Here is a 23,748-nt window from a genome sequence, read left to right on the forward strand (position 1 = left end):
CCTGGTGCGGAGGCGCCTTATTGGGCCGGCACAGGGAAAGGGGGCGGCGCTTTGGTAGAAGACGTCCCGTCGGCCGTGGGTGGTTTTGGTGAATGGTTTGTCGATCTCCATGTCCACATCGGGCGAACGCTCCAGGGGCGGCCGGTCAAAATGGCCGCTTCAGCAGCAATGACCCTTCCGGCGGTGTTGGAGGAAGCGACCCAGCGCAAGGGTCTTGATGTGATCGGAATCGTGGACGCCGCCTGCACCGGCGTCCTGGAAGAGGTTCAGGAACTGGTCGACAGCGGTGTCCTGCGGCCCCATTCCGGGGGTGGGTTGATTTTCCGGGATCGCACCTTGCTCCTGACCGGCGCTGAGATCGAAGTGGCCGGCCCGGAGGGAGGAGCGGCTCATTTCGGCGTTTGGCTTCCGGGTTTGGGTGAACTTCGGGAATTCTCGGCGTGGTTGTCAGAACGGGTGACCAATCCAAGTCTCAGCTCCCAACGGATTCGGGCGGACGCCATCGATCTTCAGGAGGAGTGCCGGCGGCTGGGCGGATTGTTCATTATCCATCACGCCTTTACCCCTCATAAAGGTCTGTACGGAAACTGTGTGACTCACATGGCGGACATGGTGGACCCCGATGAGGTCGATGCCGTAGAGCTCGGCCTCAGCGCCGACACCGACATGGCGGATCGGATTTCGGAACTTCAGTCCTTCGCCTTTGTGAGCGATTCGGATGCACATTCCACCGGCCGGATTGCCCGGGAGTACAACCGATTTCGCCTCCGGGAACCGAGCTTCGAAGAGATTCGCCTCGCCCTCCACAGCCGGGATGGCCGGGCGGTGACGGGCAACTACGGCCTCGATCCATCTTTGGGCAAATACCACCGGACCGCTTGCCCCCGCTGTGGCACTGTGGCTTCGGATCCGCCCCCGGTGACCACATGCCCGGTGTGCGGCAATTCCCAGACGGTGATGGGGGTCCTGGATCGCCTCACCCAGGTGGCCGACCTCGACGAACCCCGGCACCCCCCCGGGCGTCCGCCCTATGTGCGTCAAGTGCCTCTGTCATTTATTCCGGGTCTCGGACCCAAACGCCGCTCGGCCCTCCTCAAGGCTTTCGGCAGTGAAATGGGGGTGCTCCACCGGGCCTCCCGGGAGGCCCTGGCGGAGGTGGTGGGTGAAGGGCTGGCTGATCTGGTGATCCGGGCCCGGGAAGGGCGATTGGCCCTGCGCACCGGCGGAGGTGGCCGGTACGGCGGGGTCGTTGTGTGACGGGTTTCCGGCGGCGGGCGTTCATAGCCGCTCCTTGTCCAGCATAAGTATGGAACATCTTGGACAAGGAGGGGGCAGAGGTGAAATCCCGATGGCGTCAAGCCGCCGATCTGCACCTTCAGACCCGCAGCGGGCTCTACCGGTTTGTGGCCGTGCTGTTTCTCGTGGGCGTTTTCTTTGGAGCGATCATCGAAGGATCCCTGGGTCCATCCCAAAAACAACTGCTCGCTGACGAAGTCGGCAGTTTTCTCACGATGCTCACGGCGGGTCAAGGAGCGGCGCCCGGGGACGTCGTGCGCCACGCGGCTGCGGTGAACCTGCGGTGGGTGGCATTCATTTGGATCTTTGGCCTGTCGATCATCGGGCTGCCCCTGATCGTCGGGATGGTTTTCCTAAAGGGATTCGTGATCGGGTTTTCAGTGGCATTTTTTGTCGAAAAATATGCCTGGCCGGGCTTTGTGGTTTCGATGGCGGGGATGTTGCCCCAGAATCTCCTCACCGTACCTGCTCTCATGGCTTGTGCCACGGCGGGCATCGCTTTCTCCCTGGAGCTGATCCGGGTCGGGTTTGCCCGCCAAGGCCGAGGGCAACTGGCGGACCATCTTCGCGGCTACTCCTTGCTGGTGATGATGATGGCGGGGGTTGCTCTCGTCGCCGCCGGAGTGGAGGGGCTGGTGTCCGCCCGATTGATGACCCTTGCGGTCAGCCGATTGATTCATTGAGTGCCGTTGGCAGGGAGGGGGCGGGAGAAAATGGCCAAACGCTTTACGGTTCGCAACGAATCTTTCGTTTGTGTGCACTGCGGCCTCGCCGTGGCTCCCCTTCCCGGGAGTTGCCGCAACCATTGCCCCCGTTGCCTGTGGTCTTTGCACGTGGACGAGCTCCCCGGGGACCGGGCGGCGGCCTGCGGGAGGCCGATGGAACCGGTGGCGGTGGAATACGACGGGAAGAAGGGCTATCGGGTGGTCCACCGGTGCCTCAGCTGCGGCCACATCTCCCGGAACAAGCTATTCTTTGAAGCCCGGGTGCAGCCGGACTCGCTGGAGGCGGCCTTGGCCTTGCTGCAAGGGAAAGTTTGACAGAGGAAAACCGGACGTCCTATAATGAAATCAGAGAGACGGACGGGGGGTGCAGGAGTGGAGGAGAGGCTTGCGGATCGGTTGCAGCAGATCAAAAAGCTCTTGCACGCCGAACAGCTAAAGTTGACCCCTCAACGGGAGGCCACGCTGAGGGTTCTCCTGGAGAATCAAGAAGCGCACCTCAGTGCTGAAGAGGTGTTTATGCTCGTCAAGCACAAAGCGCCGGACATTGGGCTGGCCACGGTGTATCGAACCCTTGAACTTTTAGTTGACCTGCGAATCATCGAGAAGTTGAATTTTGGTGACGGAGTGGCCCGGTACGAGTTTCGGGAAAGAGATCAGCCTCACCATCATCACCATCTGATTTGTCTGGATTGCGGCAAGGTGTCGGAGATCGAAGATCTTTTGGGGGATCTGGAACGGAGTATCGAAACGAGACACCGTTTTCGAATTGTGGACCACCGGGTCAGTTTTCTCGGATACTGTCGAGAATGTCAAGAGAAAACGAAGACCGAAGGAACCGCCCTCCCCTCGGTGGCCGAAGACAGGTAGCACGACTATCTGTCTTTTTGTTTGGCCCGGCGGGAGCCGGATGCCCGGACATAGGATACGTCGAGGCGGGGAAATCTGAGGATAAAGCAGCTATCGGGGGAGCCTTGCATGTTGAGAGGAGTGAAACGCCATGGTGATCGGCGTGCCGAAGGAGATCAAGAATAACGAGAATCGAGTGGCGATGACACCGGCCGGGGTGCACGCCTTGGTCGATGCGGGACATCGGGTTCTGGTGGAGGCCGGAGCCGGGGTGGGCAGCGGGTTTACCGATCGGGAGTACCAGAGCGTGGGGGCGGACATCGTACCCGAGGCTTCCGAGGTTTGGCAACAAGCGGAAATGATCGTGAAAGTCAAGGAACCCGAGCCGGGAGAGATTCAATTTTTCCGGGAGGGGCTCGTGATTTTTACATATCTTCACCTGGCGGCAGCCCCGGAATTGGCAAAGGCCCTGCAAGAAAAGGGGGTCACCGCCATCGCCTATGAAACGGTTCAATTGCCGAGCGGCGCCCTTCCCCTGCTGACGCCCATGAGTGAGGTCGCCGGGCGGATGTCGGTTCAGATTGGGGCCCAGTTTTTGGAGAAACCCAATGGGGGAAAGGGGGTACTCCTCGGCGGGGTGCCCGGCGTGCATCCGGCCCGGGTGGTGATCATCGGCGGTGGGACCGTGGGCACTCAAGCGGCGAAAATGGCGGTGGGCCTCGGTGCCGATGTGGTGATCCTCGATAAGAATCCCGAGCGACTCAGGCAGTTGGACGATCTGTTCGGCGGCCGGGTGACGACGGTGATGTCCAACGCCTACGCCATTGAACAGGAAGTGCGCCAAGCCGACCTTTTGATCGGCGCCGTGCTCATCCCCGGGGCTCGGGCGCCAAAATTGGTCACGGAAAGTATGGTCAAGAAGATGTCCCCGGGTTCGGTGATCGTCGACGTGGCCATCGACCAGGGGGGATCCATTGAAACGGTGGACCGGGTCACCACCCACAGCGATCCGACGTATGTCAAATACGGGGTCATCCATTATGCGGTGGCCAACATCCCCGGGGCGGTGCCGAGAACTTCGACCCTGGCTTTGACCGGCGCCACGCTTCCATACGTGGCCGCCTTGGCGAAGGAAGGGTATCGGGCGGCGGTGAATCGCGACCCGGTTTTGGCCAAGGGCGTGAATGTCGTGCACGGATGTGTCACCAACGCCGCTGTGGCCTCGGCGGTGGGGGTTCCCTACACGCCACTGGAGGAAGCCATTGCCCTGTAGCTGCCGGGGTGCCCGTGCAGAGGGTCGCAGCCTTAGGCGGCGAACGCCCCCGGGGGCGTTCGGGGGTGGCCGGGGGCTGAGGCGCCGGCGCGGCGGGCCGGGCGGGGCGGCATAGAACCTGGGGTCGGAGCATACAGTGCGGTGGGGGGATCAGCATGGGCCACCGTCAGCGGAGCCGGAGCGAAAGTTGGTGGTATTTCGGTACCGCCATCGCTCTGGCCTTTTTGCTGTTTCAGGCCTGGTTGTTGTGGAACGAGCAGCACCAGGCACGGAACCCGTATCGGGAACCCCGGGGGCCGGCGCTACGGGTCCAGGGGCCAGCAGCCCAGGAATTTTCCTGGGAGGCGGTTTGGCAGAGACTGCAAGAGTTTTACCGGGTGGGGGAGTGATCGGGAGGATTTACGACATGAATTGTAGAATATTTTCGAGGCACCGAATCGCACCATCCGATCGGGGTGGGATGGACGGGGGCCGATGGCATGAAGACGATGATTGAGCGATTTATTCGCTATTTGGCCATTGAAAAGGGGTTGGCGCCGAGCACGTTAGGGTCTTACCGGAGTGATCTGGAGGACTTTTCCGATTTCCTCAGGCGGACGGGGTGCGGGGATTGGCCGGAGACCGGGCGGCGACACATCGTGGCGTATTTGGCCCACCTGCAAAAGTTGGGCCGGGCGCCGGCCACCGTGTCTCGGCACATGGCTAGCCTGCGGTCGTTTTATCAATTTTTGTCCCGGGAGGGACTGATCGAGGTAGACCCCACCGGGCAGCTGGATTCCCCGAAAGCGGACAAGCGGCTGCCCCGGGTGTTGAACGTCGAAGAAGTCGAACGGCTCCTGGCGGCGCCCGAGGGATTGACCCCCATGGCCCTCCGGGACCGGGCGATGTTGGAGATGCTCTATGCCACGGGGGTTCGGGTCTCCGAACTTGTGTCCCTCAACGTGACGGACGTCAACCTGAACATGGGTTATGTGAAGTGTTACGGGAAAGGATCCAAAGAGCGGATTGTGCCTCTGGGATCGGCAGCCCTGGAGGCGGTCCATGCGTACCTGACCAGGGGGAGGGCTGGGTTATTGAAAAATGGGGATCCTGGTGCCCTCTTTGTCAATCACCAGGGCAAACGGTTAACCCGGCAGGGGTTTTGGAAGATTTTAAAGAAATATGCCCGGACGGCGGGCATTCAGAAGGCCATTACCCCCCACACACTGCGGCATTCCTTTGCCACCCATCTGTTGGAGAACGGCGCAGATCTGCGGGCGGTCCAGGAGATGCTCGGCCATGCGGATATCTCGACGACCCAGATCTACACCCATGTTACGCAAACCCGGCTTAAAGACGTGTACGAGCGCACCCATCCCCGGGCCTAGGCCGGGTGGGCCGAGGGCGGGGCGCCGTGGGAGGTCCGAGGCGGGAGAACCGAGGATCTAAAAGGCTGGGGAACGATTTCGGATAAAGGCAAAAGGCGAGGAGGGAGTGGCCGGGTTGCGATGGATATGGATCGTTTTGGACAGTTGCGGAATCGGCGCCGCACCGGATGCGGATCGGTACGGGGATGAGGCGGCCAATACCCTGGGTCATATCGCCCAGGCGGTGGGCGGCCTCCGGGTGCCCCATCTTGAGCGTTTAGGATTGGGGCGCTTGGTCGATTTGGGCCATCCGGCGGATCAGGAAGTTGTGGGTTGCTATGGAAAGATGAGGGAGCGCTCCGTGGGGAAAGATACCACGAACGGTCATTGGGAGTTTGTCGGGGTGGTGCTGGACCGCTCTTTGCCCGTTTATCCCCACGGATTTCCCCGGGAGATTATCGACCCTTTTGAGCAGGCCATCGGGCGAAAAATTCTCGGGAATCGACCGGCTTCGGGGACGGAGATCCTGAAAGAGCTCGGGGAGGAACATGTGCGCACGGGCCGCCCCATCGTGTACACGTCGGGGGACAGCGTTTTTCAGATCGCCGCCCACGAAGAAGTGATCCCCCCGGAGGAGCTCTACCACATGTGTGAGGTCGCCCGGGGATTGCTCCAGGGGGAACACGGTGTGGGGCGGGTGATCGCCCGGCCTTTCGTCGGCCAAAACGGGCGGTATGTCCGCACCGACCGCCGGCGGGATTACTCCTTGCGCTTCGGCCGGACGGTCCTCGATGAGTTGCACGATGCCGGGTGGCCGGTGGTGGGGATTGGCAAGATTCACGACATCTACGGTGGGGCGGGGATCGGCGAGGCGGTACATACCAAGGACAATATGGACGGGGTGGACCGAATTGTGCAGTGGGGGCGGCGGCTGGATCAAGGTCTGATCTATGGGAATCTGGTAGATTTTGATTCCCTGTACGGCCATCGGAACGATCCTATAGGCTTTGCCAGAGCGGTGGAAGCCTTCGATCGACGGATGCCGGAGATCCTCGATGCGCTCCGGTACGACGATGTGCTTATCATCACGGCGGACCACGGGTGTGACCCCACCACACCCGGTACCGATCACACCCGGGAGTGGGTGCCGCTGTTGGTGTGGGGACCGAGGCTGAAAACGGGGGTCGACCTTGGGGCGAGGGATACTTTTGCTGATATTGGCGCTACTTTGGCGGAAGCCTTTGGAGTTCCGGCGCCCCAGGTGGGGATGAGTTTTTGGAAAGAGGTGCGGGGATGAAGACGCAGTGGGTACGCGAGGTGGCGGAACGGCTGGAGCAGGGACTTGCAGAGAAGCCCCGGGTGGCGGTGATTCTGGGATCGGGTCTGGGAGGAGTGGCGGATCGGTTAGAGGCAAAACGGGTGGTGCCCTACGAAGAGATCCCGGAGTTTCCCGTTTCCACGGTGGTGGGCCACGCCGGGCGCTTGGTGTTTGGACGGCTGGGGGGCGTGCCGACGGCGGTGATGCAAGGACGGTTTCACCTTTATGAAGGATATACCCCGGAGCAGGTGGCCTTTCCGGTGCGGGTGCTGCGAACCCTCGGGGCGGAGATTTTAATCGTGACCAACGCCTCCGGGGGCGTGAATATAGGATTTCGTCCGGGAGACCTGATGTTGATTCGAGATCATTTGAACCTGACGGGGAAAAACCCTTTGGTGGGGCCCAACGACGATGAACTGGGCCCCCGGTTTCCCGACATGTCCGCGGCGTATGACCGGGAGTTGCTCGGTCTGGCTCGGCAGGTGGGCCGGGAGTTCAATCTCCCGTTGCAAGAAGGGGTGTATGCGGGCCTCCTCGGCCCAACCTTCGAGACTCCGGCGGAGATTCGCATGCTCCGCGTCTTGGGAGCCGACGCCGTGGGAATGTCGACGGTGACGGAGGTTATCGCCGCCCGCCACGTGGGAATGCGGGTGCTGGGGATCTCGTGTATCACCAACATGGCGGCGGGGATTCTCGATCAACCCCTGTCCCACGAAGAGGTGTTGGAGACCGGCCGGCGGATCGGCGCGCAGTTCAGCGGGCTCATTACCGAGATCGTGAGCCGACTGTAAGCCGGTTATAAAGCCGGAGGGAATCCGCGTCAATATCGGATAACCCTTCCCCCCCTGACACACACTAGATGCGCAAGGGCAGTGAAGGAGGGAGGAAGGGATGAACCTTCGCGCGGGAATGATCGGTCTGTGCGCCGCCGCGCTTTTTGCATCGCCTACGGTGGCCTCGGCCGAAGTCGGAGTCAAGGGGGCGGGGGTAGCGTTAGAGGCTCGGTCGGTCCCGGGCCTGGAGCCGACGACGGAGGCGGACGCCGGGAGCCCCGTGGCGGCCAAACGGCCGCGGGCGGAGACAAGCCCCAAGCTGGCGGAACACGCGGTTTCTGCTGTGCTCATGGACGCCGCCACCGGGACGGTCTTGATGGAGAAAAATAGCCACGAAAAACTGCCGCCTGCCAGTATCACGAAGATCATGACGATGCTGCTAACCGTCGAGGCGCTGGAACGGGGACAGGTGCAATTGAGCGACCGGATTCGCACCAGCGAACGGGCGGCCAGTATGGGCGGGTCGCAGATTTTTTTGGAACCTGGCGAAGAAATGACCTTGGACGATATGATGAAAGGCATTGCCGTGGCCTCGGCGAACGACGCCTCGGTGGCGGTGGCCGAATACTTGGCGGGTTCCGAAGCGGAGTTCGTGAGCCTGATGAACCGCCGGGCGGAAGAGCTCGGCATGCGGGACACCCATTTTGTCAATTGTAACGGTTTACCTGCGGAAGGCCACTATACGTCCGCTTATGATATTGCGATCATGTCCAGGGAGTTGTTGAAACACCCCCAGGTCCTCAGGTGGACGTCTTTGTACGAGGATTATTTGCGAAAAAATACCGATCGTCCTTTCTGGCTCGTGAACACGAATAAGCTGGTCCGCTTTTACCCCGGTGTAGACGGGCTAAAAACCGGGTTCACCGGGTCGGCCCGGTACTGTCTGAGCGCCACGGCGAAAAAAGGCGATTTTCGGGTGATCGCCGTGGTGATGGGAGAGCCGACCTCGAAACAGCGGAACGCCGAAGTGACGCAAATGCTGGACTGGGCCTTCGGGCAGTACCAATTCGTAAAGCTCTACGGCCCGGGGGATCCGGTGGGGCAGGTTCGGTTGGACAAAGGAGACCCGGAAAAAGCTCCGGTCACGGTGCGGCAAAGTGTGGGGGTTTTGCTTCGCCGAGGCGAATCGAAAACAGGGATTCGGGCCCGGGTCGTGGTTTCTCCCGGGGCGGCGCCGAAGAAAAAAGGGGCTTTGGTAGGCAAGGTGGTGGTTTATCGGGACGATCAGCCCGTGAGCGCAGCGCCCCTGTATCTGGCCAAAGATGTCCGTCGCGCGGGGTGGTGGGCGATGTTCGGGCGCACCTGCCGACATTGGTTGGGGGCGAGTGACTGATGAGGTGGGCGTGCACCCTGGGCGGGGCGGCCCCATGGCGGGCTGGGGTTGGCCATGCTCATGCCACTTCCCGTCTAAGGTTTTGGCAGGAAAATATTGCTTAGGATGAACAAGATCATTCCGATGAGGAAGATCGCAAAAGCGATCGATAAAAAAATAGATGCTGGACGGGGGTCCAAGGCAAAGGCCACCCGGGCCACGAACCCCGCGCCGGTGGCGATTCCGCCGATCCAAATCAAGGCGATGGATAGTTTGCGCACCACACGTCCCTCCTGTCTGTCTAACTTTCATCATAGCAGAGCGAGGGGGACAAGGCGACTCATAACCCCGGCTCGGCCCGCGTAGATGTGGATGGGGAGGGGAAGTAATGCGCATTCGAGTGGGTGTCGCCGGAACTGGACGGGGGAGGGAGGGGGATCATCGGTTCGGGATGGGCCATCGGGGAGAAACCCCGTCGGAGGGCCGCGGGGAGCGGAGTGGCGCCGTCGGCCCCCCTCCAGGGGGTGGGCCGAAGGTTCCGCAGTGTGGGAAAGGTGTCGGCACCGGGTCTCCTGATCCGATTTCCCGTCACCCCCTTGGTGCGAACGCTACGGGCAGCCGCGGGGACGGCGATGGGAATCGGGAAGGCCGGGGCGGATCCGGGGGGCCTGAGCGGGAAGGGGAAGCGACCCGAAGGGTGGCCGAAACCGCCGCCAGGATCGAGGAACCTCTTCGGACCTTGGCGGCTTATCTGGAGAGAGGGAATTTTGCCGAATATGTGTATATGGTGACCAGGCCATCCCGACTGATCTGGATCAATCTGATCAGCGGCCTGTCCCGGGGGGTGGGCATCGGGGTGGGGTTTACCCTGATTGCCGCGCTCCTTGTCTATCTCCTGCAGGCCCTGGCGGTGTACAACCTCCCGGTGATCGGCGGTTTTATCGCGGAACTCGTCAAAATCGTCCAGGCTCAGTTGCACACGCCCCGGGTGCCCTGAGCAGAGACCCCGCCCGGGGCAGGGGAGCGCGGTCCCCCGGGTCACAAGATCCCGCCCGGAAACATGTCCGGATTTCGGTGCGGACCCGGCCGGCCGGAAGGAAGGTGTTCCGGGCCGGGATTTTCTCTCCCCGGAACACGATTCACAGGGCCTTTTTGGACCTCGTAACGCAACCGGGAGGTCAGCCGGTGTTAAGGCGGTGCTGGTGACGAGAACCGGGCACCAACCCCGCGTGTTTCTCCGTGTATCGAAGCCACAGGGCGTTGACGAGGAGCAAAAAGCTGGTGGAAAAGAACACATAGTGAAACCCGAAATGGGCGGCGGTCTGACTGCCGAGCAGTGGCCCTCCGATGTTCCCCAGATATTGGGCGGATTGGTTGTATCCGAAAACCCGCCCGGCCATGGCCTCGGGGACGTTGCGTTTGATCAGGGAGTTGATCGAGGGCAACATTCCCGCCATACACACCCCGAGGAGCAACCGTAAACCGAGGAGCTCCCAGGGCGTGCGGACGTAGGCCTGGGGAATAAACACCAGGGCACCGACCAGAAGAGCCGCGAACAGAATTCGGTGCGGGCCCAACCGGTCGGAGATTCTGCCGAGCCACGAGGCGGTCATGGCGTTGGCGAACCCGGCCGCCGCGACCACGGCGCCGGAGATAAGGGCGATGTGTTCGGTGTTCCCCGCCAGTTGCGTCACGTAGACGGTGACGATGGGTTCAATGGACATGTTGGCCAACTGCAACATGAAGGTCGTCAGAAAAAGGGCCCAAAGGGTCCGCCGATTGGGGATCTGGGCCCAGAATCCTCCTTTGGCCTGCGGTGTCGATTTCGGCGGCGCAAAATGTTCTTTGGCAAAGATGAGGGTGATGAGAAAGGCGAGCATCATGAAGCCGCCGGTCACAAAAAAGACGTGCCGAAGCCCGATCGCTTCGGCGAGATACCCCCCGATGAGCGGCCCCATGAGGTTGCCGCCCACGGTGCCCGTGGACAGGGTTCCCAGGGCCCATCCGGAGTGTTCCTTCGGCGTCTGGGTGGCGATCAAGGTGATGGCCGCGGCGATGTACCCCGACACCGCCCCCATCAGCAGCCGCAGGCCCACCAGTTGGTAGACACTGGTCACGAATCCCATCGCCGTCATCACAATGGCCATCCCCAAGCTCGCCCGCAGAAGCATCAGTTTCCTCCCTCGGCGGTCGGCGAGGCGCCCCCAGATTGGCGAGACGATGGCTGACATGAGGAAGGTCGAGCCGAAGGCCATGCCCGCCCACTGTTCCACTTCCGCCGTGCTCTGGACGCCCAGTAGTTGAATGTACAGCGGAAGAAACGGGATGACCAAACTCATCCCGGCAGTGGTGGCAAAGGACCCGATCCATGCGATGAGAAGATTTCGTTTCCATAATATCATGGTTTTATCCCTTTCGTCCCACGAAACATTCACTTACGTTAATATTATTATAAAATCCTTGTCAAGATGAAAAAGGGCTCCTCCAGGGTGTCACCCCTTCTGCATGGTTCCGATCCCGGTCAGAAACACTAGCCCAAGAGGCAAGCCCCGCGGGGGACGCGGGAGAAAGGGGGAAACTCGTGGAGACGGAGGCGCTGCGCCAGCGGCTGGTACAAGAGGCGGCGGAGTTATCCGAGAGGCTGGGGCGAAATGGCGGGTTCGGCCTCGACCGGCCGATGAACGATTCCGTGGGGGAGCTCTCGGGCTACGACAATCATCCGGCCGATCTAGGCAGCGACATGTTCGAACGGGGCAAAGACATGGCGCTTCGGGAAGCGGGATTCCGCAGGCTCGATCAGGTTCAAGAGGCGCTGGCGAGGATCGACCGGGGGACTTACGGGGTGTGCGAGCGGTGCGGCCGCCCCATCGGGGAAGCCCGGTTGGAGGCCGATCCGGCGGTGGGTTTGTGTATGGGTTGCCAGCAGCGCGAGGACGATCGGGAAGGGGATGACAACAGGCCGGTGGAAGAGGCCTTTCTCGCTCCGGGGTTTGGGAGGACGTTTATGGACGGGCAGGACCAGACGGGGTACGACGGGGAGGATGCTTGGCAGGACGTGGCCTTCTATGGCACGTCCAGCGATGTGGTGAGAACCTTTAGCCCCCAGTCGGACGATGATGACGACGAGGGGTGAGGGTAGGTGAATGCCTGCCCGAAAGCGGCGTTGCGGCTGATCTCCGGCCTGTGATACACTGGGGGCGCTTAGGTATTGGACGGGGTGAAGCCATGTTTTATGTCGGGGCTTTTCTGGTCTGGCTGGTGGACTGGTTGACGAAGTACTGGGTGAGTCACAGCATGGAGCTGGGACAGACAATCCCGGTATGGCCCGGCGTGTTTCATATTACTTATCATGAAAATGCCGGGGCGGCTTTCAGCATGCTTCAGAATCAGCGCTGGTTGTTCGTGGCGGTTACTCTGGTGGTCATCGCCGGGATTCTGTCGGCCAAACGGCGGACCCGGCGCCGTTCCACCCGGATTGCTTTGGCGTTGTTGCTCGGGGGCGCGGTGGGGAATCTCTGGGACCGGCTGGTCATCGGGCGGGTTATCGATTTTCTCGATGTGCGGATCATTCATTTTCCCATTTTTAATGTGGCGGACAGCTGTATCACCATTGCCGTAGCGTGGATGGTGGTGGATGCCCTTTTGGCCGGTCGCACTGTGCATAAGGAGAAGGAATCGTGAAGGAAGAGGCTCAGGAGCGAGATACCCTCTGGTTTGTGGTGGACCCGGAGGAGGCCGGGGAACGATTGGATCGTTTCCTGGCTGAGCGGTTGGCGGATACGTCCCGGTCGCAGATTCAGGGATGGATTGACGAGGGGCGGGTGCGGGTCGGGGAGCGGCCGGTGAAGGCCAGCCACCGGGTGCGCCCGGGGGAAGACGTGCTGGTAGAGCCGCCGGAGCCCGAACCCTTGGAGCTTGTGCCCGAGCCCATACCTTTGAAGATCGTATTCGAGGACGAAGATGTGGTGGTGGTGGACAAACCCCGGGGGTTGGTGGTTCACCCGGCTCCGGGCCACTCCCGGGGCACGCTGGTTCACGGTCTTCTCGCCCACTGTGGGCGACTGTCGCGTTTGGGCGGGTTTTTGCGGCCGGGGATCGTGCACCGAATCGACCGGGACACGTCGGGTCTTTTGGTGGCGGCGAAAACGGACCTCGCCTATATGGGCTTGGCCAAGCAGTTTCACGACCACACTGTGGATCGGGAGTATCTCGCCTTGGTCCACGGGGTGGTTCCCCACGATCACGGAACGGTGGACGCCCCGGTGGGGCGCCATCCTCATCTTCGGCAGCAGATGGCAGTGGTGAGGGGCGGCCGGCCGGCGGTGACCCATTTTATCGTGATCGAGCGCTTTGCCCGGGCGACGCTGCTGCGGCTGCGCCTGGAGACCGGACGGACGCATCAAATTCGGGTGCACATGGAGTTCATCGGCTTTCCGGTGATCGGAGATCCGAAATACGGTCCCCGGCGTTCCCTGGGGATGAAGGGGCAGGCGCTTCACGCCGGTGTGCTCGGCTTTGATCACCCCCGCACCGGGGAGCGGGTGCGCTTCGAGTCGCCGTTGCCCGAAGATATGCTGGATCTCATCGCTGAACTCAGGGGTTGACGACGCGGAAAGCGCGCGGTATGATAGGCGAGAACAAGGATAGGCCTTCCTTGAAACAGGTCCCGCGAGGCCGGTAAGGAGGGGTGAGGCGGATTATTCACCTTTGCCGGCGGGCAAAGGTTTTTTTGTACCCGGGGGGTGGTGGCGGTGGCGGAGAAGGCGGTTATTCTCGATGCCCAGGCGGTGCGCCGGGCGCTGGTGCGGATCGCCCACGAAATTGTGGAACGAAATAAAGGCACAGAGGATGTGGTGTTGGTGGGGATCCGGACCCGGGGGGTTCACCTCGCCCAGCGGCTGAGCGCGATGATCGCTTCGTTTGAAGAAGGGACGGTGCCGGTGGGCTCTCTGGATGTGACCCACTATCGGGATGATCGGGAACGCTCGGGGGAGGCTCGCCGGGAACCCCGGATCCAAAGCGCCGACATTCCCGTCTCGGTGATTAACCGCCGGGTGGTGCTGGTGGATGATGTGTTGTACACCGGCCGCACCGTCCGGGCCGCCATGGATGCCCTGATCGATGTGGGTCGGCCGCGATCGATTCAGCTGGCGGTGCTCATCGACCGCGGCCACCGGGAGTTGCCGATTCGGCCGGATTATGTTGGCAAGAACGTCCCCACCTCCCGGGAGGAAACCGTGGCGGTGAGGCTTCAGGAGGTGGACGGAGTCGACCGCGTGGTCATCGAGGAGGCGGGGGACGGATCGGCCCGGCCGCCCGGCTGTTAGTGGACATTCTTGTTTTCAATCACAGTGATGAACACTCCCTTTAAAAACGGTCCCGCGAGGCCGGAAAGGGAGGGATTCGGCACCTGTAGGGGAGGATTCCCCGAGGAGCCGAGAACCTCTGCGCCGGCGCAGAGGTTTTTTTATGGCCATCGAGGAGGAATGACCATGGGACGGATCGTCGACGTTCAGGACCGGCTTCCCTTAGGCCGGGCGCTTCCCTTGAGCGCCCAGCATATGTTCGCCATGTTTGGCTCCACGGTGATGGTGCCTTTTCTGACCGGGCTCGACCCTTCGGTGGCCCTGTTCACCGGCGGGTTGGGAACCCTGTTGTACATTCTGCTGACCAAAGGCAAAATCCCCGCGTATCTCGGGTCCTCGTTCGCCTTCATCGCCCCGATCCTGGCGGTGTCCAAAGCCCAGGGGATGGGCGAGGCTCTCTTTGGGGCGGCGATGTCCGGGGTGGTGTACATCGCGGTGGCGCTTCTCATCGGGCGGTTCGGCACGGCGTGGCTGGAGAAACTCCTTCCTCCCATCGTGGTGGGACCCGTGGTGGTGGTGATCGGCTTGAGCCTGGCGGGAACAGCTGTATCCATGGCCGCCGAGGGGTATTTGGCGGCGGTCATCGCCCTGGCGGCGGCCATGGCGGCGATGGTCTTCTTCCGGGGATTCCTGAACGTGATTCCCATTTTGTTTGGCATCATCGTCGGTTATCTGTACAGCGCGGCGGCGGGCCAGGTGGACTGGCAGGTTGTGGCTCAGGCGCCCTGGTTTTCACTGCCGCATTTTGTCGCTCCAAAACCTTCGACCCTGGCGTTGTGGACGATCGCCCCGGTGGCTCTGGTGACCATCGCCGAGCACATCGGTCACCTGTTGGTGACGGAAAACATCGTCCGCAAGCCGCTCATGCGGGACCCCGGGCTGCATCGATCGCTCCTGGGCGACGGAGTCGCCACGGTGGTGGCCGGGCTCGTCGGCGGACCTCCCACCACGACCTACGGGGAGAACATCGGGGTCATGGCCATCACCCGGGTGTACAGCGTGTGGGTGATCGGAGGCGCGGCGGTGATTGCCATGCTGTTCGCCTTCGTCGGCAAACTGGGCGCCTTGGTGCACTCCATCCCCGTGCCGGTGATGGGTGGGATCAGCGTGCTATTGTTCGGGACGATCGCAGCAGCCGGGGTGCGGATGATGGTGGAGCACCGGGTAGATTTTTCCCGGCCGCGGAACTTGGCCATCGCCAGTGTCATCATGGTGCTCGGTGTGGGCGTGGTGGGGAACACGGTGCTGCACCTGGGCGGACTGGAGATCGGGGGGTTGGCTCTGGCCACCTTTGGCGGCATGATTCTCAACGCGATTTTTCCGGAGAGAAAAGACCGGGAGTCAGGCGATCGCCCGGGAAGTGAAGAGACCGGGGCGGATTTGGGGGCGTCCCGGGGAAAATCGGGGAAAGGTAAAGGCGAAGAGGGGGCGCTGGGCTGATGAGGCACGTGTTGGGAGCCAAACAATTTACCCGGCCTGAAGTCGAGGCGTTGTTTGAAACCTCCCGGACTTTCGAAGAGAAGGTGAAGGGCGGGCAGGTGTTGGACCGCCTTCGGGGGCGAATCATGGCGACGGTGTTTTTTGAGCCAAGCACCCGGACTCGATTGTCTTTTGAAGCGGCGATGCTGCGGCTGGGCGGTCAGGTGATCAGCACCGAGAACGCCGCGCAGTTCTCCTCGGCCATCAAAGGGGAAACCCTGGAAGACTCCATTCGCGTGATCGGCGCTTACGCCGATGTGATCGTGTTGCGCCACCACGAGGAGGGGGCGGCGGCCCGGGCGGCGGCCGTCTCCTCGGTTCCGGTGATTAATGCCGGGGACGGGCCCGGGGAGCACCCCACCCAGGCGCTCTTGGATTTGTACGCGATTTACCGGGAAAAGGGCCGGATGGACGGGCTGCGGGTGGCGATGGTGGGGGATTTGGCCTATGGCCGGACGGTGCATTCCCTGGCCTACCTGTTGTCCCTCTTCCGGGACATTCATATCGATTTTGTCTCACCGCCGGAGACGCCGGTGCCGGATCGCGTGCTGGCGTATCTCGATGAGCGGGGAACCTCCTGGTCCAGGGAGACGGATCTGGCCCGGGTGGCGGCCCAAGCGGACGTCCTGTACCAGACCCGGATTCAGAAGGAGCGGTTTCCTTCTATGGAAATGTATGAACGGGCCTATGGCCGGTATGTGTTGGATCCGTCGCTGCTCGCTCGGATGAGGGCGGACGCGGTGATCCTGCATCCCTTGCCCCGGGCGGGGGAGATTGATCCCGCCGTGGATGCGGATCCCCGGGCGGCGTATTTTCGCCAGGCCGCAGGGGGGCTGTACGTGCGCATGGCCTTGTTGTGCCAATGTCTCGAAGACGCGGGTGAAGCGTACCCGGAGGGATCGGAGGCGCTGTCGGTCCCAGCCATGGGGACCCTCAGCATCGCCGAAGGAGAAGGGACGGCAAAGGCACAGGTTAAGGGGGGAACGCCGGCGTGAAACACGGAGAGCGAAAGGCGTATCTACTGCTCGAAGATGGGACGGCCTTTGAAGGGAAAGGTTTTGGGGCTGCGGCCATCTCGGTGGGCGAGGTGGTGTTCACCACGGGCATGACGGGCTATCAGGAGACGTTGACAGATCCTTCTTATTACAGACAGATTGTGACCTTTACCTACCCCTTGATCGGAAACTACGGCCTGGCGCCGGGGGTCGAACAGTCCTGGCAAGTCCGGGCTTTCGGGGTGGTGGTCCGGGAGGCGGCGCCCACTCCGAGCCACCGGCGATCGGTGGAGACGTTGGACGAATACCTGCGGCGGCACGGGGTCCCGGGGATTGAGGGAATCGACACCCGGAGCCTTGTCCGGCACATCCGGCGCGAAGGGACAATGAAAGGAGCACTCGTATCCACGGGGCCCGGGGAGGGTTTGCCGGATAAAGCAGCGCTCTGGGCGCACCTGGAGCAGCCGATCCCCCGGGATCACGTGGCCCAGGTGACCGCCCGGGCCCCGTATCGGATACCCGGACAGGGCAAGAGGGTGGTCTTGGTGGATTATGGGTTGAAGCACGGCATGTTGGAATCCCTCCGGTACCGGAACTGCGACATCTATGTTGTTCCGGCCTGGACACCCGCTTCGGAGATCCTCGCCCTCCGGCCCCAAGGGGTGGTCCTCTCCAACGGTCCGGGAGATCCCCAGGATATTCCCGAGGCGGCGGAAACGGTACGGGAACTTCTCGGGCGGGTGCCGCTTTTTGGGATTTGTCTCGGCCATCAAGTTTTTGCCCTGGCCTGCGGCGGGAGGACTGAGAAAATGTCCTTCGGCCACCGGGGCTGCAATCATCCGGTGAAAGATCTGACCACAGGGCGAGTGATGATCACCTCCCAGAATCACGGTTACGTCGTCTCCCGGGAGGGACTTCCAGAGGATTTGGAGGTTACCCATGTGAACCAAAATGACGGAACGGTGGAAGGGTTGCGCCACCGGCACCTCCCGGCCTTTTCCGTTCAATTTCATCCCGAGGCCCGTCCGGGGCCCGACGATGCGGCGGAGCTGTTCGACCGGTTTCTGGAAGAGATCGACAACGCGGAGGCCGGGGTGGAGGAGGGGCGAGTTTATGCCTAAACGAAATGATCTTCACAAAATCCTCGTCATCGGCTCGGGCCCGATCGTGATCGGCCAGGCGGCGGAGTTCGACTATGCCGGCACCCAGGCCTGTCGGGCGCTTAAAGAAGAAGGTTACGAAGTGGTGTTGGTCAACAGTAACCCCGCCACCATCATGACCGATCCCCATATGGCGGATCGGGTTTACATCGAGCCCCTCACTCCGGAAACGGTGGAGGCGGTGGCCCGGCGGGAGAGGCCTGACGGACTTCTCGCCACCTTGGGGGGGCAGACCGGGCTGAATTTGGCCGTGGAGTTGGCCCGGAGAGGGGTGCTGGAGGAGCTTTGCATCGAGCTTTTGGGGACGCCCCTGCACGCCATCGAGCGGGCGGAGGACCGGGAGCAATTCCGAAAGCTGATGGCAGAGATCGGCGAACCCGTGCCCGAGAGCGCCATTGTCACCGAGGTGGAAGAAGCGCTTCAGTTTGCAGACCGGATCGGTTATCCGGTGATCGTGCGCCCGGCTTATACCCTGGGAGGGACCGGGGGCGGCCTGGCGGCCGGCCCGGAGGAACTAGCCGAGGTGGCCGCCCTGGGGCTGGAGGCGAGCCCGATCCGGCAGATTCTGGTCGAACGGAGCGTGGCCGGGTTCAAAGAGATCGAATACGAAGTGATGCGGGACGGCCGGGATACGTGCATCGTGGTGTGCAACATGGAGAACGTGGATCCGGTGGGGATCCACACCGGGGACAGTATCGTCGTCGCCCCGAGCCAGACGCTCTCAGACCAGGACTATCAACTGTTGCGCAGCGCCTCGTTGCGGATTATCCGGGCGTTGGGGATCGAGGGCGGCTGCAACGTGCAATTCGCCTTGGATCCGGCGAGCGACCGGTACTATGTCATCGAGGTCAACCCCAGGGTCAGCCGGTCCAGCGCCCTGGCCTCGAAAGCCACCGGCTACCCCATCGCCCGGGTGGCCGCCCGCATCGCGGTGGGGTATTTTCTCGACGAAATCGTCAATCCGGTCACCGGCCGCACCTACGCCTCGTTTGAGCCGGCCCTGGATTATGTGGTCACGAAAATTCCCCGTTGGCCATTTGACAAATTCAGCACGGCCAACCGGCGGTTGGGCACTCAGATGAAATCCACCGGTGAGGTGATGGCCATCGGGCGCACCTTTGAGGCCTCGCTTCTCAAAGCCATCCGTTCCCTGGAGATCGGCGTGGACGCTCTGGATCTGCCCGGGAGCGGGGAACTGGGGGACGAAGACCTGCGGCGGCGCCTGGCCGAAGCGGATGATGAGCGGATTTTCCTGGTGGCGGAGTCCATGCGCCGGGGGTGGGAGGACGATGAGATCCACCGGCTCACGGGGATCGACCTGTTCTTCCTCGATAAAATCCGCAACATCGTCGCCATGGAGGCGGAACTCGCCGAGCGGTTGACGGAAGATCGGCTGCGGCAGGCCAAGGTGCTTGGTTTGCCGGACACCGCCATCGCCCGTTTGGCGGGGGTCCCCCTTTCGAACGTGGAGGGGTGGCGGCGGGATCTCCATCTCTATCCATCTTACAAAATCGTCGATACCTGCGGGGCGGAGTTTGAGGCGGAGACGCCCTACTATTACTCTTCCTGGGAAAGGGAGGATGAAGCCCCGGGGGCCACGGGCCGGGCGGTGGTGGTTTTGGGGTCGGGCCCGATCCGCATCGGGCAAGGGATCGAATTCGATTACTGCTCGGTCCACGCGGTGTGGGCGTTGCAAAAAGCGGGGTATGAGGCGGTGATCGTCAACAACAACCCCGAAACGGTCTCGACAGATTTTAACACCGCAGACCGGCTGTATTTTGAGCCGCTGCACGTGGAAGACGTGATGCACGTCATCCGCCGGGAAAATCCGGTGGGGGTGCTGGTGCAGTTCGGGGGCCAGACGGCGATCAACCTGGCGGCCGCCCTGGCGGCGCGGGGGGTGCGGATTCTCGGGACGGATCTCGAGCAGATCGACCGGGCCGAGGACCGGGAAAAATTCGACGAGCTGTTGGCCGACCTCGGGCTGTCCCGACCCCGGGGCCGCACCGCCTGGAGCCTGGAGGAGGCCCGCCGGGCGGCGCAGGATCTCGGTTATCCGCTGTTGGTTCGCCCCTCCTACGTGCTGGGCGGGCGGGCGATGCAGATCGTGGACCAGCCCGAGGAGCTGGAGGGGTATCTCCGGGAGGCCTTTGAGGCGGGTCCGGACCGCCCGGTGTGGATCGACCGCTACATCCAGGGCACCGAGGTGGAGGTGGACGCCGTCTGCGACGGGGAGGATGTCCTGATCCCCGGCATTATGGAACATATCGAGCGGGCCGGGGTTCACTCCGGGGACTCCATCGCCGTCTATCCGGCCAAATCCCTCTCTCCGGCGATGAAGGCGCGGATTGTGGACGCCACCGAGCGCATCGCCCGGGCCCTGGAGGTCAAAGGGCTGATCAACATCCAGTTCGTCATCCGAAATGACGAATTGTACGTGCTGGAGGTCAACCCCCGCTCTTCCCGGACGGTGCCCTTTTTGAGCAAGGTGACCGGCGTCCCCATGGTGGAGGCGGCGGTGCGATCCATCCTGGGCGAGTCTCTCCGCGCCCAGGGCCATCGCCCGGGACTCGTGCCCGAGCGCCAGGAGACGGCGGTGAAAGTGCCGGTCTTCTCCTTTGCCAAGCTCCGCCGGGTGGACGTGACCCTGGGGCCGGAGATGAAATCCACCGGCGAAGTGATGGGCCGGGATGTCTCTTTTGCCCGGGCGCTGTACAAAGGGTTGGCCGGTGCCGGGATTCGCGTGCCCATGGGCGGCAGGGTCGTGGCCACCGTCGCAGACAAGGACAAGGAAGAGGCGTGGCCGATTCTGCGCCGGCTCTCGGAGTTGGGGTTCACGTTGATTGCGACCAAGGGCACTGCGGACTTTCTGGAGCGCCGTGGGGTGGCGGTGAACCGGGTGCGCAAAGTGGAGGAGGGGTCTCCCAGTATCCTCGACGTGGTGCGGGACGGGGCGGATCTGGTGATCAACACCATGACCCGGGGACGCGAGCCGCGCCGGGACGGATTCCGGATCCGCCGGGAAGCGGTGGAGCGGGGGATTCCCTGTTTAACGTCTCTCGACACGGCCCGGGCATTGGTGGAGGTGCTGGAGTCCTTGCGGGTGGCGGTGGAGCCCCTCCCGGCGGGGTCCGGCGAAGACACTGTCCGCCCCGGTCCGGGTGCTCGAGCGGGGGAATGCGGACTTGAGGTTGAGGCAGAGGCCGACCAGGTGCCGGTGACCGGCGGGGCGCCGGGGGTGGCCGATGGATCCGAGACCGCGGGAGACAGGGGGTGAGGGCCGAGTGATTGTCCAGGTGGTGGAACAGGAGCGCCTGACCCGGGATGTGTTTCGCCTTTGGATAGAAATGGAGCAAGACACTCCCTGGTCTCCGGGGCAGTTTTTTCACGTCCGGGTGGGAGAGGGGCTCGATCATGTCCTTCGGCGACCGATCAGCCTGAGCGAAGCGGTAGCAGACCGGCGATTCGCCCTGGTGTACCGGGTGGTGGGGGCGGGCACCCGGTGGCTCGCCGGGCGCCGGCCCGGATCCGCCCTGGATGTCCTGGGGCCGCTGGGGCGGGGCTTTCCCCTTCACCCGGGAGATGGTCGGGTATTGGTGATTGGCGGCGGGGTTGGGGTCCCTCCCCTGATCCAACTGGCCCGGGAAGTCCGCCGCCGGGGGGTCGAGGTGGCGGCGGTGATCGGCTTTCGGGAAGCCCGGGATGTGATGCTGGTGGATGAGCTGGCCGCCCTGGGGCCGGTGCGTCTCCTCACCGAAGACGGAAGCGCCGGGATGCCCGGCAGGGTCACCGATGCCCTGGAGGAGGATCTTCTTCGGGGAGCCGATCGCTTTTACGCCTGTGGCCCGAGTCCCATGCTTCAGGCGGTGCAAGGGAAGCTGTCGGGTCATCTCCCCGGCTATTTGTCTCTCGAGGAGCGGATGGGCTGCGGAATAGGGGTGTGCATGGGCTGCGTTCACCCCCTTCGGAGGGCGGACGGGTCCCTGGTGTACCGCCGGGTGTGTGCCGACGGGCCGGTCTTTCCCGCCGAGGAGGTGGCATTTTCGTGATGGATGTCGATCTTTCGGTGGAATTGGCGGGAATCCGACTTCACAATCCGGTGATGCCCGCCTCGGGGTGTTTTTCTTATGGCCGGGAAATGTCCCGGTGGTACGATCTGTCGCGCCTCGGGGCCATCGTGGTCAAGGGGACGACCCTGGAGCCAAGGCCGGGAAATCCCACCCCCCGGGTGGCGGAGACCCCGTCGGGGATGCTGAACGCCATTGGGTTGCAAAATCCCGGGGTGGATCGGGTGATCACCGACGAGTTGCCCGCCCTGCGGCATTACGGAGTGCCGGTCATCGTCAATGTCGCCGGATCGGTGGTGGAGGAGTACGTCGAGACCGCCCGGCGGCTCTCGCGCTCTCGGGACGTTGCGGGGCTGGAACTGAACATTTCGTGCCCCAATGTCCGGTGTGGAGGGATGCATTTTGGCACCGACCCGGACATGGCGGCGGAGGTGACGGCGGCGGTGAAAGCGGTGAGCCGGGTTCCGGTGTTTGTGAAACTTTCCCCCAACGTCACGGACATCGTTGCGCTGGCCCAGGCTGTGGAGCGGGCCGGGGCAGACGGGCTGTCGATGATCAACACTTTGGTGGGGATGCGCATCGATATCGAACGGCGGCGTCCAATCCTGGCCAATTTTTTCGGGGGGTTGTCGGGGCCGGCTATTAAACCCGTGGCTTTACGAATGATCTACGAAGTGAGCCGGGTCGTCCGGATTCCCATCATCGGCATGGGGGGCATCACCAGCGGAGAAGACGCGGTGGAATTTTTCATGGCCGGGGCGAGCGCCGTAGCGGTGGGCACGGCCAATTTTATCAAACCCACGGCGTGCGTGGATATTCTCGACGAGTTGGCCGCGTGGTGTCGGAACCACGGAGTCCGGGCGGTGCGAGAGTTGATCGGAGCGGCGCAGAAGGGGTGGAATCAGTGAATCCCGCATCTCTAAAGGAACGAATCTATGTGGCCCTCGATGTGAATACCCGGGAGCGGGCGCTGGAAGTGGTCCGGGCGGTGTCCCCGGTTCTTTCCAGTTTCAAAGTGGGGATGGAGTTGTTTTATTTTTTTGGTCCCGACATTCTCCGAGAACTTCGGGCGGCGGGGGCGCAGCGGATTTTTCTCGATCTCAAATTGCACGATATTCCCAATACCGTCGCCCGGGCCGCGGCGGTGCTCACCAAGTCCGGGGTGGACATGATGACCGTCCACGCCTCGGGAGGGAGCAGGATGATGGAAACGGTGCTCCGGGCTGTGGCTGACCAGGCGGCGGCGGAGGGGATCCCCCGACCCCGGGTGGTGGCGGTGACCCAGTTGACGAGCACCGACCAAAAAATGTTGAATGAAGAGCTCGGGATTCCGGGGTCAATGACCGAAGTGGTTCAGCAGTACGCCCGGCTGGCGCAACAGTCCGGACTGGACGGGGTGGTGGCGTCGGCGGAGGAAGTGCCGCTGATCCGGGAGGTGTGCGGGCCGGATTTCCTCACGGTGGTTCCGGGTATTCGCCCGGCGTTTTACCAAGCTGAGGGGGACGACCAGCGCCGGGTGGCCACGCCCCGGGAGGCTTTGGAGCGGGGGGCGGGATGTCTGGTGATCGGGCGGCCCATCTTGCGCAGCCCGGACTGGAGGGAGGCGGCGGAGGCGGTGCTGGCGGAGTGCGCGGAAGGGAGCAGATTGTGAAGATGGATCGGAGGCATGTGCGGGTGGTGGCCGGAAAATTGTAGCGCTAGCGCCCCGCCAGGGTTGCCGAGGAAAGGCGGT

At 62.8% G+C, this 23,748-nt stretch carries 24 protein-coding genes; 22 read left to right on the forward strand and 2 right to left on the reverse strand.

Going from position 1 to position 23,748, the window contains the following annotated elements; all coding sequences use genetic code 11:
- The first annotated feature begins 51 nt into the window (after nt 1-51).
- The 10 genes from K6T64_RS06305 (at nt 52) to K6T64_RS06350 (ending at nt 8,970) form a co-directional block, all read left to right on the forward strand.
- Nucleotides 52-1,257, forward strand: a complete 1,206-nt coding sequence (locus K6T64_RS06305; protein ID WP_288009099.1) for an endonuclease Q family protein — start codon at nt 52-54, stop codon at nt 1,255-1,257.
- An 80-nt stretch (nt 1,258-1,337) separates the two neighbouring features.
- Nucleotides 1,338-1,979, forward strand: coding sequence for a stage II sporulation protein M (gene spoIIM, locus K6T64_RS06310; RefSeq protein WP_170085773.1), 642 nt, complete (start codon nt 1,338-1,340; stop codon nt 1,977-1,979).
- A gap of 30 nt (nt 1,980-2,009) precedes the next feature.
- Nucleotides 2,010-2,336 (forward strand): RNHCP domain-containing protein, encoded by a 327-nt coding sequence (locus K6T64_RS06315; protein WP_288009101.1) that lies wholly within the window; start codon nt 2,010-2,012, stop codon nt 2,334-2,336.
- Between the two features lie 24 nt (nt 2,337-2,360).
- Complete coding sequence (fur, locus tag K6T64_RS06320; RefSeq protein ID WP_288009102.1) at nt 2,361-2,888, forward strand: ferric iron uptake transcriptional regulator; 528 nt, start codon at nt 2,361-2,363, stop codon at nt 2,886-2,888.
- 130 nt (nt 2,889-3,018) lie between these two features.
- Nucleotides 3,019-4,140: an alanine dehydrogenase gene (gene ald, locus K6T64_RS06325; RefSeq protein WP_100667953.1), complete on the forward strand. Its 1,122-nt coding sequence runs from the start codon at nt 3,019-3,021 to the stop codon at nt 4,138-4,140.
- 155 nt (nt 4,141-4,295) lie between these two features.
- A complete protein-coding gene (locus K6T64_RS06330) occupies nt 4,296-4,529 on the forward strand; it encodes a DUF4227 family protein (RefSeq protein ID WP_100667952.1) in 234 nt (77 codons plus the stop codon).
- A gap of 90 nt (nt 4,530-4,619) precedes the next feature.
- On the forward strand, nt 4,620-5,507 hold the full coding sequence (gene xerD / locus K6T64_RS06335; protein WP_288009105.1) for a site-specific tyrosine recombinase XerD: 888 nt from the start codon (nt 4,620-4,622) through the stop codon (nt 5,505-5,507).
- Nucleotides 5,508-5,622: 115 nt separating this feature from the next.
- Nucleotides 5,623-6,783, forward strand: coding sequence for a phosphopentomutase (locus tag K6T64_RS06340; protein ID WP_288009107.1), 1,161 nt, complete (start codon nt 5,623-5,625; stop codon nt 6,781-6,783).
- A complete protein-coding gene (locus K6T64_RS06345; RefSeq protein ID WP_288009108.1) occupies nt 6,780-7,595 on the forward strand; it encodes a purine-nucleoside phosphorylase in 816 nt (271 codons plus the stop codon). Before K6T64_RS06340 ends, K6T64_RS06345 begins: the two co-directional genes overlap by 4 nt.
- Before the next feature lie 100 nt (nt 7,596-7,695).
- Nucleotides 7,696-8,970 carry a D-alanyl-D-alanine carboxypeptidase family protein gene (locus K6T64_RS06350; protein ID WP_288009110.1) on the forward strand — a complete coding sequence of 425 codons (1,275 nt, stop codon included), beginning with the start codon at nt 7,696-7,698 and terminating at the stop codon, nt 8,968-8,970.
- Nucleotides 8,971-9,044: 74 nt separating this feature from the next.
- Here K6T64_RS06350 and K6T64_RS06355 read toward each other — a convergent pair whose 3' ends face one another.
- Complete coding sequence (locus K6T64_RS06355) at nt 9,045-9,230, reverse strand: hypothetical protein (RefSeq protein ID WP_170085766.1); 186 nt, start codon at nt 9,228-9,230, stop codon at nt 9,045-9,047.
- 107 nt (nt 9,231-9,337) lie between these two features.
- Between K6T64_RS06355 and K6T64_RS06360 the strand changes: the two genes are divergently transcribed.
- Nucleotides 9,338-9,946 carry a DUF5665 domain-containing protein gene (locus K6T64_RS06360; RefSeq protein WP_288009111.1) on the forward strand — a complete coding sequence of 203 codons (609 nt, stop codon included), beginning with the start codon at nt 9,338-9,340 and terminating at the stop codon, nt 9,944-9,946.
- Nucleotides 9,947-10,127: 181 nt separating this feature from the next.
- Here the strand turns inward: K6T64_RS06360 and K6T64_RS06365 are convergent, their stop codons facing one another.
- The gene (locus tag K6T64_RS06365) at nt 10,128-11,351 is read right to left on the reverse strand and encodes a multidrug efflux MFS transporter (protein ID WP_288009113.1); all 1,224 of its coding nucleotides are present in this window, start codon (nt 11,349-11,351) and stop codon (nt 10,128-10,130) included.
- 179 nt (nt 11,352-11,530) lie between these two features.
- Between K6T64_RS06365 and K6T64_RS06370 the strand changes: the two genes are divergently transcribed.
- The 11 genes from K6T64_RS06370 to pyrF all read left to right on the forward strand — a co-directional run bounded on the left by K6T64_RS06370 (nt 11,531) and on the right by pyrF (nt 23,667).
- Nucleotides 11,531-12,082 (forward strand): TraR/DksA C4-type zinc finger protein, encoded by a 552-nt coding sequence (locus K6T64_RS06370; protein ID WP_288009114.1) that lies wholly within the window; start codon nt 11,531-11,533, stop codon nt 12,080-12,082.
- A 92-nt stretch (nt 12,083-12,174) separates the two neighbouring features.
- Entirely contained in the window at nt 12,175-12,630 is a 456-nt protein-coding gene (lspA, locus tag K6T64_RS06375) for a signal peptidase II (RefSeq protein WP_100667945.1), read from the forward strand.
- Nucleotides 12,627-13,553, forward strand: coding sequence for an RluA family pseudouridine synthase (locus tag K6T64_RS06380; RefSeq protein ID WP_288009115.1), 927 nt, complete (start codon nt 12,627-12,629; stop codon nt 13,551-13,553). Before lspA ends, K6T64_RS06380 begins: the two co-directional genes overlap by 4 nt.
- Nucleotides 13,554-13,700: 147 nt before the next feature.
- Complete coding sequence (gene pyrR, locus K6T64_RS06385; protein WP_170085761.1) at nt 13,701-14,276, forward strand: bifunctional pyr operon transcriptional regulator/uracil phosphoribosyltransferase PyrR; 576 nt, start codon at nt 13,701-13,703, stop codon at nt 14,274-14,276.
- Between the two features lie 159 nt (nt 14,277-14,435).
- Complete coding sequence (gene uraA / locus K6T64_RS06390; protein ID WP_483306132.1) at nt 14,436-15,755, forward strand: uracil permease; 1,320 nt, start codon at nt 14,436-14,438, stop codon at nt 15,753-15,755.
- On the forward strand, nt 15,755-16,789 hold the full coding sequence (gene pyrB / locus K6T64_RS06395) for an aspartate carbamoyltransferase (RefSeq protein WP_288009118.1): 1,035 nt from the start codon (nt 15,755-15,757) through the stop codon (nt 16,787-16,789). Before uraA ends, pyrB begins: the two co-directional genes overlap by 1 nt.
- Nucleotides 16,786-17,910, forward strand: a complete 1,125-nt coding sequence (gene carA / locus K6T64_RS06400) for a glutamine-hydrolyzing carbamoyl-phosphate synthase small subunit (protein WP_288009119.1) — start codon at nt 16,786-16,788, stop codon at nt 17,908-17,910. The genes pyrB and carA overlap by 4 nt, the downstream gene beginning before the upstream one ends.
- Nucleotides 17,903-21,226, forward strand: a complete 3,324-nt coding sequence (gene carB, locus K6T64_RS06405; protein WP_288009121.1) for a carbamoyl-phosphate synthase large subunit — start codon at nt 17,903-17,905, stop codon at nt 21,224-21,226. Before carA ends, carB begins: the two co-directional genes overlap by 8 nt.
- Before the next feature lie 7 nt (nt 21,227-21,233).
- Nucleotides 21,234-21,998, forward strand: coding sequence for a dihydroorotate dehydrogenase electron transfer subunit (locus tag K6T64_RS06410; RefSeq protein ID WP_288009122.1), 765 nt, complete (start codon nt 21,234-21,236; stop codon nt 21,996-21,998).
- Complete coding sequence (locus K6T64_RS06415; RefSeq protein ID WP_288009138.1) at nt 21,998-22,924, forward strand: dihydroorotate dehydrogenase; 927 nt, start codon at nt 21,998-22,000, stop codon at nt 22,922-22,924. The genes K6T64_RS06410 and K6T64_RS06415 overlap by 1 nt, the downstream gene beginning before the upstream one ends.
- Complete coding sequence (pyrF, locus tag K6T64_RS06420; RefSeq protein WP_288009124.1) at nt 22,921-23,667, forward strand: orotidine-5'-phosphate decarboxylase; 747 nt, start codon at nt 22,921-22,923, stop codon at nt 23,665-23,667. The genes K6T64_RS06415 and pyrF overlap by 4 nt, the downstream gene beginning before the upstream one ends.
- Nucleotides 23,668-23,748 lie beyond the last annotated feature (81 nt).

The sequence above is a fragment of the Kyrpidia sp. genome (genome assembly GCF_023512215.1).
Taxonomy (GTDB): Bacteria; Bacillota; Bacilli; order Kyrpidiales; family Kyrpidiaceae; genus Kyrpidia; species Kyrpidia spormannii.